Origin of the sequence: Nostoc sp. FACHB-280, from assembly GCF_014697615.1 — a bacterium.
GTDB lineage: Bacteria > Cyanobacteriota > Cyanobacteriia > Cyanobacteriales > Nostocaceae > Nostoc_B.
The window spans coordinates 120,965-137,188 of sequence record NZ_JACJSD010000007.1 but is presented as its reverse complement, the minus strand read 5'-3'; the positions used below and the strand labels follow the sequence as shown (position 1 = coordinate 137,188).

The following is a 16,224-nucleotide window of genomic DNA, read 5'->3' as shown; positions in this document are numbered from 1 at the left end:
AAGTCATTTAAGCCTTTCCATCAACTCAATACACTTGTGCATTTGCTGATTCATAGTTGCAACATCAGCGTGGAATCTCCGCCCATGACCAGGTAAAATCCACTCAAAAGTATAATTAGCTAAATTCCGCATTGATTTAATTTGTTCTGACCAAGAATACCAACAGTGGTCACGAAATGCTGCTAATTGATGTCTAGTTTCTGACCAAGCGAGATGGTCGCCTGTGAATAAAAACTGATTTTTGTAAAGTAAAACTGTGTGTCCTTTGGTATGCCCAGGAACGGGAATAATTAATATATCTGAAGTAAGGGCAAATGTTTCTAAACCTGTTAGCTGAATTTCCACATTACGCGTATTTGCAGAAATATCATCTACGTGGAGGATGCGATCGCACCCAAAATGTTCAGCATACTTTTGATGATCTGCCACATCATCTTGATGGGTTAAATACATATAATGAATTCCCCCCATTGCTTCTAGCTGCTTAACTAGAGGTGGTGTAAACCGAGGAGAATCTACTAAAATATTCCCTGTTGCTAACTGAATAAAATAACTCGCAGCACCGTAAGATTTTTCGGAATGATAGCCACAATGATAGACATTTTCTGCTACCAAAATCGGCAAAGTTTCTTGAGTATGTTTGATATCTTTGGGTTTTTCAACTGTACCAATGGAACTTGTCGGACAAGCTAAAAGTGCTTGCAGTGCTGTTACTCTTTCTGCTTCATTATTTGGTTGATGATAAACTGCTGACTGTTCCTCAACACGCGAAAAAACTTCTGGACTCATCCAGCGACAAGTATCACAATCAATACAGGTAGTATCTACATAAAAATCGCCGTTAGTATTTTGGGGACGACGTAAATCTAAATGAGCCATCTTAACCTCTTGGACTGACCATAAACCCCAATAGCCCTAGATTAGCAAACATGACTATCAGTTGAGATTAATCGTTAACTAAGTAAGTCGGTGGGAAAAAACCTAACTATGTTACGAAAGATTAACTAAGCTAAAAACCTCTTCTCTCCTGCCTTCTGCCTCCTGCCTCCTGCCTTATCCTGACGATAAATATTCACAACGACCTACTTACAAGATCCCTGACTTTTTTGACTCGACTTTAGCCAATCAAAAAGAGGAGGCGAGCAGTTGAATCAACTGTTCGCCTTCTATATTGAGTGCAGATAACACTTCTGCTGTTTCTTTTGATACACTCAGCATAAGTTTTATTAGAAAATACAATGGAGCCAAGCTTACATTTCTGGTTTGACTTGGCTCCATTTTCTTTACATTTTGTTTCCTTACTCTTTCCTCTCTGCCCTAATGGCTAAAGTCGAGTTTAAGAAGTCGGGGATATCGTAAACTACTAGTAAAATGAGTTTATTAATATTAAGAAATCGAAATAATTGAGGTGGGTTATCCCCACCTGAAGTCAGTTACCCAGGCAAAATTACTGTATCAATGACATGAATCATGCCATTGTCAGCATCGATATCTGCCGCTAAGACAGTAGCGTTTTTGATTTCAAACCCCTCAGAACAATCTATTTTAATGATTGAGCCTTCTACAGAAGTAACTGTGCCTAGTTTGGCTAACTCAGCCTGAGACAACTTCCCAGCCACGACGTGATATTTTAGAATTCTGGTCAACTGAGGAATATTCTGCACCAGAGTTTGGATTGTTCCTGGTGGTAACTTGGCAAAAGCATCATCAGTCGGGGCAAAAACTGTAAATGGCCCTGGACTTTTTAATGTTTCAACTAAACCAGCCGCTTGTACAGCTGTTACCAAGGTTTTAAACGCATCGTTACTAACTGCAATATCGACAATATCGGCCATATTTTTTACCTATTCACTGCTAAAAATTTTAAATTATATTAAAGCGATTTAATTTTTTTGACGAAAGCCGAAGTTATAAAATTACACTATCATAGGCAAAAGTCAATCTAATTAATAGATACTAACCAATAGTTATTAATTAACTTGGGAGCAACAATGGGCGATAGCAAGTACGCCATCATAGGAACAGGTGCATTAGGCGGGTTTTACGGCGCAAAACTACAAAAAGCGGGTTTAGATGTTCACTTTTTACTCAAGAGTGATTACGAACACGTCCACCAGCATGGTTTAATCATCGAATCGAAAGATGGCGACTTTACCTTACCCCAAGTTAACGCCTATAACGATGCGGACAAGATGCCACAATGTGATGTAGTTATAGTGGCACTCAAAACAACCCAAAATTATTTATTACCAAAATTATTAGCACCTGTAATTAAAAATAATGGTGTGGTATTAGTATTACAAAATGGATTAGATATAGAACTAGAAATTGCCCAAATTGTGAATAATGTCAACATTATTGGTGGCTTATGTTTTTTATGTTCCAATAAAGTTGGACAAGGCCATATTCATCACTTAGATTATGGACACATTTCTTTGGGGGAATACAGTCATAACTACGAAGCTGCGGGAATTACCAATAGAATGCAGCAAATTGCTAACGACTTTCAAAATGCTGGCATAGTAATAGAATTAACAGAAGATTTACTCTTAGCGCGGTGGCAAAAATTAGTCTGGAATATTCCCTACAATGGTTTATCTGTAGTTTTGGATGCCAGAACTGATGAATTAATGGCAGATCCATACACTCGTCAATTAGTTGAACAATTAATGTATGAAGTAGCCGCAGGTGCAAAAAGTACCGGACGCATAATTGCTGATAGCTTCATTCAAAAAATGCTAGATTACACAGTCAAAATGAAGCCTTACCGCACCAGTATGAAAATTGACTATGATGAACAACGTCCTTTAGAAGTAGAAGCAATTATTGGAAATTCCCTACGTAAAGCCCAAGCCGCAGGTGCATTTTTACCACAAATTAACTGCTTGTACAATCAGTTAAAGTTTTTAGACAACAGGAATAAACACTAATTTTAGAGCAACGTATCTGTAGAGTGGGCATTTACTACTATGTTCTTGCTGAATTGCAAGTTTTACAGAAAATGCCCGCCTATAGTAATCCTATCTGATTTGTGAAAAAGTATTCTTTTTAACGAACCGCATAGACGCGTTAGCGGCTTCCCGCAGGGTAGGGCGCATAGACGCGATAGCGGCTTCCCGAAGGGTAGGACACAAAGAAAGAGAAAGAGGAAAAGAAAGAGAATTTCACGAACGATTTAGGATTGCTATATGTATAGTTCAGAAATAAAATCCGATCGCCTGTATTTAATTAGCTTTTAAAATCTCAAACCCACCCCACCTTGCACAGCCAGCGCCGTACCACCGCCATCACGGTAAGCATCAAAGGCAATAATCGCGTTGCCAAAAATTACCGTATTGCTATTGGGAACAACGTAATCCACTCCTGGCTGTAAAGCAAAACTAATTTTATTTCCTACAGGAGAGGGACTATCACCACCAGTTAATACCAACCCTGCGCCTAAATAAGCATCTGTTTGCCAGTTGAGTGGCAAGTCATAAGATACAGTAGGGACAACAGCAGTATTCTGACCAATCAATGCTTGAGCGCGAAAAGAAACTGGTGCTTCTAAAAGTTTGTAACGAAAAGCCACAACTCCGCCGATTTGAATACCATCAGTTAACCCAACAGTGGGGCCGACACCCACATAGCTACCATAAGCAACTTGAGCCTGTGCTGGTTGATAATCCATTAGCAAGCTGAAAACGGCACTAGCCGCTATAAATGAACTTAAATTAGGTAGATACTTCATCACCCGACTCCTCACACCGTAATTTGAATGTTATCTTGTGTCATTTGTGATTAGTGAGGAGATAGGATTAAGTATTTTCCTGACTCCCCATCTAAATTTTACGGGCAACGGGGATGAATGCCACCTTGGGTACAAATGTAAGCTAATTGCTTGGCATCTAGGTTTTTCGCTTGAGAAAAATCAACACCTTTGACCACAGCCGATACTGTACCAGTATCAGGTGTTTCCACAAATTGATCTGCGGGGTCTTGTTTGCTGGGTGCAATAATTGTGTCTTTAAAATCTGCGCCTGCGACGTTTGCACCGCGTAAATCTACAAAACTCAAATCAGCATTGCGTAAATCAGCATTTTCTAATTGAGCAGAACGTAAAACTGCACCAGTCATCCGGCTAGTACTCAGGTTAGCATTGCTGAGATTGGCATGATCTAAATAAGCTCCAGATAAATCTGCACCTTGCCAATCGGTTTTGGTTAAGTTGGCAAATGATAATTGTGTACCGATCGCAATTACCCTACCCAAGCGAGCCGCATAAAGATTAGCTTCGTTTAATTTAGCATCACCTAAATCTGCTCCAGTCAAGCTGGCATTTTCTAAAACTGCATTCCGCAAATCAGCCCCCACCAGTTGGGCGCTGCTGAGATTTGCCCCAATTAAACGCGCACTTTCTAAATTAGCGCGGTTGAGAGTTGCCCGACTTAAATCACTACCAGTCAATAACACCCGGCTGAGGTTAGCATCGGTGAGATTGGCTTTTTTCATTTGGACTTGCGTTAAATCAGCGATCGCATCATCAAAAGTATCCCAACGGCCATCTTCACCCATACTCCGAAAACGGCTACCTTTGAAACTCGCTTGGTTGAGATCAGCAGCTTTTAATTTCAGTCCCGACAAATCAATGTTTTCTAACACTAAATTAAACAAAGGACTGCCATTTGTACTGGTTTGACTTAAAGTCGTACGAGTCAAGTCCAGACCGTTGATTTTGCCACTATATACATTCAAAATCTTATTGATGGTTTGCTGGTTGAGTTGTAACCGCTTTTGCCACAATTCGCGCTCTTGTGGTGCAGCTGATTGCAGTTCGTTAGCGAGAAACTGGTTCTTGTTTTTTAATTCTGGGATGGCGGGAATACCCACTGTTGTTAAAGCTTGCTGAATCGAATTCAACAGTACAGGGTTAGTTTCATTCACTAACAAATCAGCCAAAAATTGAATCGATTGGGTATCATTTAGACCACCCATCGCCAGAATTGCACTTTGGCGTTCTTCTAAACTAGCGCCAGAGTTGGGACTTAATTGTTTGACAAGTTCCAAAAACTTCTGGCTGTTAATTTGTGAAGTTTCTCGCTGAGTTTGCTGTTTTTGAATATAAACTTGTGTCCCAATTAAAGCCGCTAGTACTGCACTCATACTTGCTAGGGTAACTGCAAACAAAGCTAGGTTTGAGTTTTGCTGCATCCGTCGCCACAATGTTGGCAATTTGGTATCTGTGGCTGAGGTTGGCGCAAGGCTGGCTTCGGTTGCATTTGGGGCTTCTGGTTCACCAATTTTCACTAATGCACTCCGTCCATTTTGACGTTTAGCATCAATGGCTTCTGTACCTGCTAACCAATCATGTAAAGCGCGACGACCTTGGCGGGAAGATAAAGCGACACTTTCGCCTAACACCATCAATACTGCCAAAAAGGTAAATAGTCCCAAATTCGGAAAGGCAAAACTATAGCGCCAGAGAATGTAAGCAATCGAAACTGGTACAGACCAGCGACCAATACCTTCCCTAGCGATCGCTGCGCCTAAACCTGGGGCTTTACCTTGGTCATTCACCACCCGCACACCAAACCAGCGTTTTGGTAAAGTACTCCCGGTTTTTGCTAGTAAGTATAATTGCCACCAAGATAAAGTGACAGGTGCAATTAAAGCCAACATCCATAAATAATTAGTCGGCCAAGCAACATTGGGAATACCGTAACTAACAGGTAAAGCTAAAGGCCGTGCGATCGCTCTTTCGGTTACAACTAATACAGGATTCAGTGGTACACGGTTGAGATCACTCCTGGAATTGGCATAAGCTCCCAATCCAAAAGGAATTAACCCACTCACAACCACTAGGCTAATTTCTGCTGTCCAAGCCGCCAAACGTCGAGTTACTAACGGTAAGGAATTGGTTTTTGTCGGTGCATTTGAATTACTAGGTTGACTATCATTTCTCCTCACAATTGGGGTCGCCATTGAATAATTCCCTTTAAATTTAATAGTTTTGCCATAACTGGCGTGATTAATATAGAGTGCTATTGCTTATTGGAAAAGCTATCAGCGACAAAAAATTTGTATCCAAGATACACTAACCCTGCCAACACCGCCAGACTAATTGCAGAGGTTACAAGTTTTAGTACTGCTTGCAACACCGCCAAACCCAATAGCACCGTGACACCCATAACTACCAACTTCCCCGTTCCCGACAAACTTTGAAACCACAGTTGCGAACGAGTAAAATACTGTTTAAAGTTGAGAAAATAAGACTGAGATTGCTGTCTGGCTGCTGTTTTCTTCGCTTCTACACTCTCAGCATTAATCTCTGCTTCTAGCTTTTGTAGGCGTTGTTGCCAATCTTCTTCCGGTTGAGGATTCATAAATATTGTCTACCTCTGCTAAAACACTTGTTCAACAGGTGAGCAATCACATCCGAAATTTTTCCGGTTGTGTTTGTGATTTTAACGAATGTTTGGTTTTTACAAGGCTGATAATGGCAGAAAATAGAAACTTCTGTCGCTATGTATGTATAAACTTAATGAGAATATCAGTCTAAAGTTTTTTACCATTAAGACAAATTCTCTGTCTATCCAAAATGAATGACTTCATCTCTTTTTCATATTTAGCCATATAGTCATCAAAAATCAGCAATAAAATTTTATACTTCGCTTTAGGAACATTGAGGGATTGCGATCGTCTATTAACTCGGACTATTTATATCAATATCGCTCTACAAATAGTCGGGAGCATAAACGAATATGAAAACTCTGAGGCTATGGCAAATTGTTCCCTTGGCTGTTGTACTGAGTATGGGAATTATCCAGCCTAACTTGGCAGAAGCACCATCAATTCCAATTCCTGCCAAACTCAAATCAGATCCTCTAGTGTTAACTGGCAAGTCTGGAGGAACTGTCCAAAGTAACTGCGGAAATATTCCTGCTGTCCCTAATCAAGTTATTCAAGTTACAGAGTCAATGCCTTATATGCGGTTAACTGTTGACAGTCCTGGACAGCCAACATTACTCATTGACGGCCCTAGCGGACGCTTTTGTGTGTTAGCAGATAGCTACTCCCAAAACAAGCCAGAATTATCCGGTTACTGGCAAGCTGGCAAATACTCACTGTATGTAGGTCAATTGTCCCAAGAGCAGCATAACTATACTCTTTCAATTTCGCAACAAAAAAAGCCTAAATAACAATCAGGACTGACGCATCTGTGGAGACTGGGTCTGGGGGTTTTGCATACATACACCGTTCGACTGACGTTCACGGCAAAGCCCCTATCTACACCCAGTGTTTATCGACTACTTTCATGAATCTAGATATAGTACATCAGGTCTTTCTGCCTGTGGATATTTCGCCGTTCGCACAAGTCTTGTAGAGTATGTTGTTGTAAAACAGCGTTGGCAGCTTGACAAGCTTCTTGCCAAACCTCCTGAATTACTTGAGTTTCTGTATTTTGGGAAGTTTGATTGGATGCGATCGCCCCAGCATCCAATCCTTCCATACAAGTAATACAATCTAATATGGTAATTTTACGTGGTTCGCGTGCCAAAACATAGCCACCTTTAGCACCGCGAATACTTTTAATCAGTCCTCCACGTCTTAAAGTTGCTAGTAATTGTTCTAAATAACGAATTGGTATATTTTGTAGCTCTGCCATCTGTCGAATTTGCAAAGATTCACCACTGGAATAACAAGATGCCAATTCCAATAGAGCTAAAAGAGCATATTCCGATTTGTTCGAGATTTCCACAGGCGTAAGATTTTTAAATTCACACCTAAAGCTTTTCAAGTTGTTGACTTTGATTGACTCGGTTCATCCTGAGCAAAACTGATCACGCAACTTTCATATTTAAAGGCTTGACTTTACTGTAATCAGCCTTACTAATAAGAGCAATTGTTTTTATTTTTTATTTCAATAAAAAAAAATGATTAATTATTGTCAATCACAATCTAAACCTTCAAAATGCCCAATCTTTCCCTGCTTGGCTGATTGTTGCTGGGAACCCTTTCAATTTTGAACAAACATTGCTATACTAAATAATCGTGGATACGGCGACATAGCCAAGTGGTAAGGCAGAGGTCTGCAAAACCTTTATCCCCCGGTTCAAATCCGGGTGTCGCCTTAAGGCTTTTAGCCTTCTCAAAATAAACTAACTGGGGTAACTAAGGTAAATTGATAGTCGAACCTAGGGTGTGTCATCAATTAGGTAAACTGGAATCAACAATGTAAAATAAAAACGAAATTTAAAGAAATAATGACTCGGCGTTACGCACTGCGAGATGACCAGTGGGAAAGGATTAAAAACTTACTGCCAGGAAGAGAAGGATGTGTGGGAGCGACAGCTAAAGATAATCGATTGTTTGTGGAAGCAGTACTGTACCGCTACCGAGCCGGAATACCCTGGCGAGATTTACCGGAACGATTTGGGGATTTTCGAGTAATTCACACTCGCTTTACGCGGTGGTCAAAAACAGGAGTGTGGGAGAAGGTATTTGAACACTTGACAGAAGATGCAGATAATGAATATGCGATGATAGATTCGACGATTGTCCGCGCCCATCAGCATAGTGCGGGTGCAAAAGGGGGGAGCAATCAGCACAAGCCATTGGTCGTAGCAAAGGCGGACTGAGTACCAAGATTCATGCTGTGGTGGATGCTTTAGGAAACCCACTCAGCTTTCACCTCACACCAGGGCAAGCCTGTGACCTGGATGGAGCCGATGAATTGCTACCAAATATTGTGGCGGACACAGTACTAGCCGATAAAGGCTATGATGCTTCGGAGCGAGTAATTGAACGACTTCAGGCACAAGGTAAAACCGCAGTCATTCCTCCCAAACGCAACCGTACTAGACTTCGTGAATACGACCGGGATTTGTACCAAGCTCGTCATCTCATTGAAAACTTTTTTGCCAAACTCAAGCAGTATCGAGGCATTGCTACGCGCTACGATAAACGCGCTAGCAACTTTCTTTCTGGAATTTATCTGGCTGCTTCTGTTATTTGGCTTAATTGATGACACGCCCTAGAGTTTAAGGGTCGCTTTAGGGCTAGGTTGACTTATTCGTAGAGTTGGGCTGGCTAGTATTTTCCTAGTTACCTTATGATTACTTTGCAGAAGAACTCAGCCATCAGAACAAGAGTGTGTGGCAAAGTAAGTAGGGCGACGTAAATATTTGTAGTTGGGAAAAGGCAGGAGGACGACACTTTGCTCAAGTCGGGAAACCCGCCCACGCAAGTGTCTCCAGAAGGCAGGAGGCAAGAAGATTTTAGCCTCATTAACCTTTCTTAATATAGTTTGGTTTTTCCCACCGACTTACTTAACATAATATATTGTAAATCGCTAAATTTAAAACTTAGCGCGGTGTTTCATAGCTTATTCATCCGCGGCTTTGTAGAGAATTTATACTGAATTCAGACTCCTGACATATTTATTCTATATATAATGCCGAGTTACTTTACACAATTAATTTTTACAAATACATTAATTTGCCTAATTATGATGGCGATCGCATCTTTGAGTAATATCAATATTCTCTCCAAAGATAAGGTTTTAGCCAAAACTATAAATTCAGAGAAATTGCCAGTAAATATATTAGGCGATCGCATATTTAAATTAGCAATTAATTCTGCTACAGAACAGAGTAAGCAAGTGGCTAAACAACAAAATGCCACCCTTGTACAGTATTCAATTATTAATGATGAATTTACGATTGCAGGCAAAAAACAAACGAGAGAATCAGAACTCTATATTTGGGTCATTAAACCTACAGGAGATATAACCTTTCGTAAAGTTGATATTAAACCCTTGTGGCAAAAACAAAACACATCACTAGCTGATTTAATTGCTCAAAGTCGTATGTCTTTAGGCGTGGTAGGTAATTATAATTATCTCAAACGTAATCAACTTAAAGATAACTTCCAAAAACTGCATGAATTGTTAATTAAACCTATTGAAAATTTATTACCCACTCAACAAAATACAAATATTGTTTTCATTCCCCAAGGCGAACTATTTCTTGTACCTTTTGCCGCCTTACAAGATGCGAGAGGTAAATATTTAATTGAGCGGTATGCAATTGCAACTGCACCTTCTATTCAAGCTTTAGATTTACTTTATCAGCGAAAAAAACAATATCAAAATGTCGGACAAGATATTTTAGTAGTGGGTAATCCTGCAATACAATCTGATCGAGGAGAACCGCTTCAGCTATTTGGTGCAGAACAAGAAGCAAAAGCGATCGCACAGTTATTTAACACCCAACCACTCATAGGTAATGCAGCAACCGAAACCGCAGTTGTACAGCGAATGTCGCAAGCCAAAATCATTCATTTAGCAACACACACATATCTCAAAAATCAGCAAGGTTTAGCTTTCACACCCTCCACTCAAGATGATGGCTTACTCACACCCGCAGAAATTCAAAAATTAAAATTAACAGCAGATTTAGTTGTCTTAAGTGCCAACGATACAGCCATCGGAAAAATCACAAATGATGGTGTAATTGGCTTATCACGTTCTTTCTTATCGGCGGGAGTTTCCACTGTGATTGCTTCTTTATGGGATATATCAGATCAATCAACTGCATTTTTAATGACAAAATTTTATCAAAAACTCTATGAAAAACCAGATAAAGCAGCAGCCTTGCGTTATGCAATGCTAGAAACTCAAAAAAAATACCCAAACCCCAGAGATTGGGCAGCTTTTACGTTAATTGGCTTGTTATAGTTTTATAGAAATCTTAAATCATTTACAAACATCTCTTCCTTGCCTCCCTTGTCTCCCTTGTCTCCCTTTCCACCTTGTCTCTCATATTCATCAAATAAAACTCCAGTGAAGAAACAACAACTTCAAAAGAAATAGACATTGCAGCTAATTTTTTACTATCAATACCACGCACTCCTGATGGTAATTGTACTTGCTTTGCAGAAATACCGCCACGAGTGCCTGCATCTAAATCATCTAATATATTGTTGGTGACATCTAAAATTTCATCTGTTACAGCAATCGGAGTACTACGATTTGCGACATTTCTTAAACTAGCAATTTTTTGCAAGGCTAAAAGTGAAGTTCTTAGGGGTGTTGTACTAGCAATAACTAACGCTTCTGAAATTCCTAAAGGTCTATCAACAGCTAAGATAAACTCATCATCTGTTTGGGGGATGAGTTTTGTTTTTTGTGCTTCTACTAAAGCCGCATTTTGTGTGGCAGACCAATTATTAGGGAATATAACCGTCATTTCTCCTTCCGCATCAATTACTAAAATGCTGACATAAATGGGTTGATTTTCATTGTTTTGAATTTTAAAAGCAATTTTGGTGCCGACGGCAAGTTGAGTCAAGCCGGAATTAGACAATTTAATAGCAGGTTTTGGTTGTTTCGAGATAGATCCGCGAACTGGGAAAGATTCTGCTAGTAATTCATTGCTATCCGCCACATTCATCGAAACAGCAACATTAATGCGGGATGAATTAATGTTACCCAAAATTTGCTTAACTACTCTAGCAGCTAGTAAAGATTTGAACTTCGGCTGTAAACGTTTTACAGCTTCAGTAACAGATTCACCAGCTTGACCAAAAGACTTAGGAATAATTTCATCTTGGCTAGGGAGAAATAACCCAAAACTACCAACTTCTGGCAACTGAGAAATGCCTTTTTTCTGTAATTCCTGATATTTAGGCTGAGTCATCTGCCCTAGAATATACTGAACAGATTGTTTTCCTAAAAGTTGCGGTTCAACACGTTTCAGGGATTTGAGAGCTTTTATGGCTTGCTGGGCATTGTTATTATTGAGAGATTCATCAATGCCTATTTTTAAAGTAGGATTGTTGGGAATACTGCGAATCCGTTCTTGTAATAAATTTCCTGGCTGTAATTTTAAAGTTGAGCGTGTACCTGTATTGACTAATGTACCTTTACCAATTAATCCTTGACGGGATTCTAATTTGATTAAGCCAACTTCATCACCTTGAGGATTGACAACGGAAAATAAGGGATTATCTGTGAAGGCTTCTAAGCTTTGTGGATCTATACCACCCAACCACAATTGAACTTGATTACCCTTGACTTGAGTCACAACAGCTTCAGCCGGCACAGCTTGAATCGGAATAAAATAAATCGGTGGGTTGTTTTTGTTGCGGCTAAGATTTAATTCAAACTCTGGGTCTTGGAGATTACCATTTTCCCTCGCTAAGATTTTAGTACTGCGTCCAATATTTGCGATCGCACTATTTACAGATTCATTACCAGCTTGTTGCCAAAGATACTGTGTCAACAAATAAGTAAACGCCCCAGCATGAAAGCCCTCAAACGGTGCATCCGCCGCAAATTGATCACTTCTCGCACTAGCAATCACAACTCCCTTCGCCACAGCTTGTCTGCGTTTCTGGATAAATTCTTGTTGCGAAAGTCCCAGCCGCTTCAGCCATTGGCGTTGATATTCCAACTCTTCGGGACTGGGTTGTAGTGATGTACCACCATTCACCGAACGAACACGCAAATTTCCCCGTTTACCACCACCAGAATGACAACTATCTAACACAACCGTCACATTCTCGGTTTTTAATGCAGACATCAACAAAAACAATGTGTGTCCCATAATATGATTTACAGAACCGCGTCCGTTAGGTGGTAATTTACCATCTATCGGAATAAATGTACTATTCAGCCCATCTGGTGAATTACTATCTGGATCTTTGACTCGTGTACCATGTCCAGAAAAGTGAAATAATACTACATCATTGGGCTTGGCTTGTTTAATTAAATGTTCTTCAAATGCTTTCAGAATGCCTTGACGAGTAGCTTGTTTGTCAGTCAAGGTGAGAATATCTTGGGGTTTAAAACCAAAACGATGAATTAATAATTCCTGCTGTAGTCTGACATCAGTAACACAACCAAAAAGGGGCCACAAACCATCATCTTCAGAATACTCATTAATGCCTACTAATAAAGCTAGTTTGCGCCCTGTATTTTGTGCCAAAACTTTACCCAGATGATTACCCTGCTGCATCAGATCCCATTGGCTCAAACCCAATGCGGTGAGGGTAGCAGCAGAAAATTGTAGAAAATGACGGCGTTTGATATTAGACATAAGATGTAAGAAATATCTAGGTTGAAACTGTTTTAAAAAATTGTATTTGTGGCTTGTGTGAGATTATGCAAAATGTTCCAGATAATTTTATAGAGTTCCTCATCTACTGAACTACAAATTTATCTGCGTCCATCCGCGTTTATCTGTGGTTAATTATTTCCCTATATAGCAGTCCTAAATCAATTGTGAAATTCTCTTTCTTCTCTTTATTCTCCTTCTTTGTGTCCTACCCTGCGGGAAGCCGCTATCGCGTCTATGCGCCCTTTGCGGTTCGTTAAAAAGAATATTTTTCACAACTCAGATAGGATTGCTATATAACCCACACAAGGCGTAAATTTTCCAAATCTACTCAGCTTCACCAATTAAACTAAAAGCAGCCCAATGTAAGGGATTTTGATATTTATCTTGTTTCATTGTTGTTAACATAGCTTGGCGTAATGCAGTAGCTTTATCTTGTTTTTGTTGGAGATTTTTATAAAATTCGGTCATTAAAAACGATGTCGAGTTATCATCAACTGCCCATAAAGAAACGATGACACTAGGGACACCAGCACTAATTAAAGAACGAGATAAACCAATAACACCATCACCCGTTACTCTACCGCGTCCGGTGTCGCAAGCACTTAAAACTACTAAGTCTGCATTTAATTTTAAATTGAGAATTTCTTCTGCTGTCAATAAACCGTTATCTTTACCGGATGGTGCTAATGCTATGGCGCTTCCTAAACCTTGGTTATCATCTAATAAACCGTGGGTTGCTAAATGCACAATTCGCGCTTTTGAGATTTGCTGTAAAATGGCAGCTTTAGTTGCTTGGCTACCAGTAATTGCTTTAGTTTTAAATAACGGTGCAATTTCTTTTGCTTCTTTTTCTGCACCTGGTAAAGCTGGTAATTGTGCCAATGGTTTGCCCGGTTCTAAAACTACTTTTGGCATTGTGGGATTACCCACGATTAAAACTTCTCCCTGGCGCGAACTTTGATGTCCTAACTTTTGTTTACGAGTTAAGTCTAAGACTTGAATTGATGGCGCGGTGAGAATTGTATGTTTTTCAATTAAGTATTTGCCTTGTTCATCTTGCAGGGCTGGAAAGGGAACTAAAAACAAAGATTCTTGAGGAATAAAGATAACTTTTGTACTTTCTTGACTGGGTAAAAGGTCGGCAATAGGTTTAATTAATAAGTCATGTAATTGTCTAAAAGAGTTTTTGGCTTTGGTGACATTGGGGTTAGCCGTAACTTGAATTCCCCCGCGGCCTCTCACACCAATTGATTGACGACTCACCGTCACTAATTCTGCGAGAGAGGTTTTATCTTTTTCTTGTAAGGGTCTGAGATCAGTTATGCGGAAGGTAATTTCACCTGTAGGTTTGACTACCCAAATATATAGCGCCTGCTCAAGAGTTGATGATGCTCCTAAGCGAGAGGTAGTTTTAGAATCAATTGAATATTGAACTAAGGTAGCATTTTGCTGTTTAGCAATTTGTTTGAGCAGCGATAATGTTGGTTTTGCGATTGTTGGTAATTGTGGTGCATTACCGCGAGTGCTAGGCCTTGACTGGCGGGAAGATAATAAATCTATAAACGCTCTGGCTCTACCTCGTTCTGAAACTTCTAGAGCTTCATTTGTTTTATTTTGGGCAATTAAAACTTTTTGTAATAATTGATAAGCTTGAATTGGCTGCTCAAAAAATGATATTTTATAACTATCATTTTCTCCTAATCTTTCGCGCAGTGATTCCCAAATTTCAATGGAAGAATATAGGGCTTTTTCTGCTTCTGGGAGCTTGCCTAACTCCATCAAAGGAATACTTAAATTATAGAGTGTGATGCCTTCGCCTCTGGTATATTTTGCCTCTCTGGTAGCAACTAAAGCTTGCTGATAATATTCTACCGATTTACTATAATTTTTCACTTGCAGGTAAGCACTACCCAAGTAGCCTAAAGTTTGACTTTCGTTGAGGCGATCGCCTACTATTCTGGATACTGCCAAATCTTTTTCTAGATAATCTATCGCCTTAGCTGCTTCACCTTTATTAATATACGCTAGTCCGATATTTCCTAATGCTAATCCCTCGGCTCTGCGATTAGATTGGGAACGGGCAATAGACAAAACTTGCTCATAGTAATTAATCGCTTTATCATAATCTCTCAGATAATAGTAAATATTGCCAAGAGAGTTGAGAGATTGACGTTCACTATCTTTATCTTGAATTATCCGAGCAATTTCTAAACCCTGCTGGTTGTATTGAATTGCTTGATTATAATCAGCAATAAAATAGTAGGCACTGCTGATATATCGCAGAAAATCTATAACTGCTGTACTATTAGTTAATTCTTTAGCAATGACTAAGCCTTTTTGAGAAACTTCAATAGCAGCAGCATAGTTTTCTAAATTTAGATAAGTCTCACCTAAATTTAACAGTGCGACTAACTCACTTTGACGGTCATTAATAGCTCTCGCAAGTGCTAAAGCTTGTTGGTAATAATCAAGAGCTTGTGGTAAATTATTCAGGGCTGCGTAAGTTCTCCCTAAATTTCCGAGGGCAGCTATGCGATTTTGACTATCTTGATTTTGCTGGTCTAGAGCTAAATATTGTTGATAATATTGTATCGCCTGATTGTAGTTTTTTTGCAGGCGGTGAGCATTGGCTAACTTAACTAAAATTTCACCTGCATTGGGTCGCTTGGGTAATTTCTGGACTATCTGCCAAGATTTTTCATAATAATCAATGGCTGTTTTGTAGTTATTTTCTTGCTCATAACTAATTCCTAAAAATACTAAAGCAACAGACTCACCTTGAGGCTCATTAACTTGTTGATAAATACTTAAAGCCTGTTGTAAAGCTTGTCTGGCTGAAGTGATTTGTTTATTACTTAAAAGTGCAGCCGCTTGTCTAATTAATGTATTGGCTTGTTGTTCTTGACTATTGGATGTTTGTGCTAATACTGGTAAATTAAAAAATAGTAAAGGTAAGTTTGCCGGAGTAAGAGAAATAGTCAAAATGACCGGGATAAATGCGGTTAAATTTATTTTGCTTAGGCGTAGACTGTTGTGAAATTTATTTAGCATTTGATATACGAAAAAAAATAGACAAGGGAGAGTGTTTGTTATTTAGGATTGCTACATCTGAAATTAGATTAGA

12 protein-coding genes and 1 tRNA gene are annotated in these 16,224 nt (G+C 39.4%); 5 read left to right on the top strand and 8 right to left on the bottom strand.

Annotated features, from left to right (window positions below; all coding sequences use genetic code 11):
* Positions 1-3 precede the first annotated feature (3 nt).
* The gene (locus tag H6G75_RS07495; protein ID WP_190979315.1) at positions 4-879 is read right to left on the bottom strand and encodes an MBL fold metallo-hydrolase; all 876 of its coding nucleotides are present in this window, start codon (positions 877-879) and stop codon (positions 4-6) included.
* 554 nt (positions 880-1,433) lie between these two features.
* Entirely contained in the window at positions 1,434-1,835 is a 402-nt protein-coding gene (locus H6G75_RS07490; RefSeq protein WP_190979314.1) for a fasciclin domain-containing protein, read from the bottom strand.
* Positions 1,836-1,991: 156 nt separating this feature from the next.
* Between H6G75_RS07490 and H6G75_RS07485 the strand changes: the two genes are divergently transcribed.
* Entirely contained in the window at positions 1,992-2,930 is a 939-nt protein-coding gene (locus tag H6G75_RS07485) for a putative 2-dehydropantoate 2-reductase (protein WP_190979313.1), read from the top strand.
* 305 nt (positions 2,931-3,235) lie between these two features.
* On the opposite strand, the gene H6G75_RS07480 is transcribed toward H6G75_RS07485, so the two are convergent.
* The 3 genes from H6G75_RS07480 to H6G75_RS07470 form a co-directional block, all read right to left on the bottom strand.
* On the bottom strand, positions 3,236-3,730 hold the full coding sequence (locus tag H6G75_RS07480; RefSeq protein ID WP_190979312.1) for a hypothetical protein: 495 nt from the start codon (positions 3,728-3,730) through the stop codon (positions 3,236-3,238).
* Between the two features lie 98 nt (positions 3,731-3,828).
* The gene (locus H6G75_RS07475) at positions 3,829-5,961 is read right to left on the bottom strand and encodes a pentapeptide repeat-containing protein (RefSeq protein WP_190979311.1); all 2,133 of its coding nucleotides are present in this window, start codon (positions 5,959-5,961) and stop codon (positions 3,829-3,831) included.
* A 59-nt stretch (positions 5,962-6,020) separates the two neighbouring features.
* Positions 6,021-6,362, bottom strand: coding sequence for a hypothetical protein (locus tag H6G75_RS07470; RefSeq protein ID WP_190979310.1), 342 nt, complete (start codon positions 6,360-6,362; stop codon positions 6,021-6,023).
* Positions 6,363-6,740: 378 nt separating this feature from the next.
* Between H6G75_RS07470 and H6G75_RS07465 the strand changes: the two genes are divergently transcribed.
* Positions 6,741-7,178 carry a hypothetical protein gene (locus tag H6G75_RS07465; protein ID WP_190979309.1) on the top strand — a complete coding sequence of 146 codons (438 nt, stop codon included), beginning with the start codon at positions 6,741-6,743 and terminating at the stop codon, positions 7,176-7,178.
* Positions 7,179-7,300: 122 nt separating this feature from the next.
* On the opposite strand, the gene H6G75_RS07460 is transcribed toward H6G75_RS07465, so the two are convergent.
* Positions 7,301-7,738: an Rrf2 family transcriptional regulator gene (locus tag H6G75_RS07460; RefSeq protein ID WP_190979308.1), complete on the bottom strand. Its 438-nt coding sequence runs from the start codon at positions 7,736-7,738 to the stop codon at positions 7,301-7,303.
* 301 nt (positions 7,739-8,039) lie between these two features.
* Here H6G75_RS07460 and H6G75_RS07455 point away from each other — a divergent pair.
* The 3 genes from H6G75_RS07455 to H6G75_RS07445 all read left to right on the top strand — a co-directional run bounded on the left by H6G75_RS07455 (position 8,040) and on the right by H6G75_RS07445 (position 10,717).
* A tRNA-Cys gene (locus H6G75_RS07455) sits at positions 8,040-8,111 on the top strand.
* Positions 8,112-8,243: 132 nt separating this feature from the next.
* Positions 8,244-9,004, top strand: a protein-coding gene (locus tag H6G75_RS07450; protein ID WP_397331598.1) for an IS5 family transposase whose coding sequence is annotated in 2 segments (ribosomal slippage) — positions 8,244-8,580 and positions 8,580-9,004 — 762 coding nt in all. Because the reading frame shifts where the segments join, the coding sequence is not laid out codon by codon here.
* Positions 9,005-9,433: 429 nt separating this feature from the next.
* Complete coding sequence (locus H6G75_RS07445; RefSeq protein WP_190979306.1) at positions 9,434-10,717, top strand: CHAT domain-containing protein; 1,284 nt, start codon at positions 9,434-9,436, stop codon at positions 10,715-10,717.
* Positions 10,718-10,739: 22 nt separating this feature from the next.
* On the opposite strand, the gene H6G75_RS07440 is transcribed toward H6G75_RS07445, so the two are convergent.
* Together H6G75_RS07440 and H6G75_RS07435 are read right to left on the bottom strand one after the other, a co-directional pair.
* A complete protein-coding gene (locus H6G75_RS07440) occupies positions 10,740-13,079 on the bottom strand; it encodes a caspase family protein (RefSeq protein ID WP_190979305.1) in 2,340 nt (779 codons plus the stop codon).
* A gap of 345 nt (positions 13,080-13,424) precedes the next feature.
* A complete protein-coding gene (locus H6G75_RS07435) occupies positions 13,425-16,082 on the bottom strand; it encodes a CHAT domain-containing protein (RefSeq protein ID WP_242051473.1) in 2,658 nt (885 codons plus the stop codon).
* Between the last annotated feature and the right edge of the window lie 142 nt (positions 16,083-16,224).

What these genes read in the sequence shown, in the direction of transcription:
- H6G75_RS07480 (WP_190979312.1), bottom strand. Translation starts at nt 3,730, where the DNA reads ATGAAGTATCTACCTAATTTAAGTTCATTTATAGCGGCTAGTGCCGTT.
- H6G75_RS07490 (WP_190979314.1), bottom strand. Translation starts at nt 1,835, where the DNA reads ATGGCCGATATTGTCGATATTGCAGTTAGTAACGATGCGTTTAAAACC.
- H6G75_RS07485 (WP_190979313.1), top strand. Translation starts at nt 1,992, where the DNA reads ATGGGCGATAGCAAGTACGCCATCATAGGAACAGGTGCATTAGGCGGG.
- H6G75_RS07465 (WP_190979309.1), top strand. Translation starts at nt 6,741, where the DNA reads ATGAAAACTCTGAGGCTATGGCAAATTGTTCCCTTGGCTGTTGTACTG.
- H6G75_RS07470 (WP_190979310.1), bottom strand. Translation starts at nt 6,362, where the DNA reads ATGAATCCTCAACCGGAAGAAGATTGGCAACAACGCCTACAAAAGCTA.
- H6G75_RS07495 (WP_190979315.1), bottom strand. Translation starts at nt 879, where the DNA reads ATGGCTCATTTAGATTTACGTCGTCCCCAAAATACTAACGGCGATTTT.
- H6G75_RS07445 (WP_190979306.1), top strand. Translation starts at nt 9,434, where the DNA reads ATGCCGAGTTACTTTACACAATTAATTTTTACAAATACATTAATTTGC.
- H6G75_RS07475 (WP_190979311.1), bottom strand. Translation starts at nt 5,961, where the DNA reads ATGGCGACCCCAATTGTGAGGAGAAATGATAGTCAACCTAGTAATTCA.
- H6G75_RS07440 (WP_190979305.1), bottom strand. Translation starts at nt 13,079, where the DNA reads ATGTCTAATATCAAACGCCGTCATTTTCTACAATTTTCTGCTGCTACC.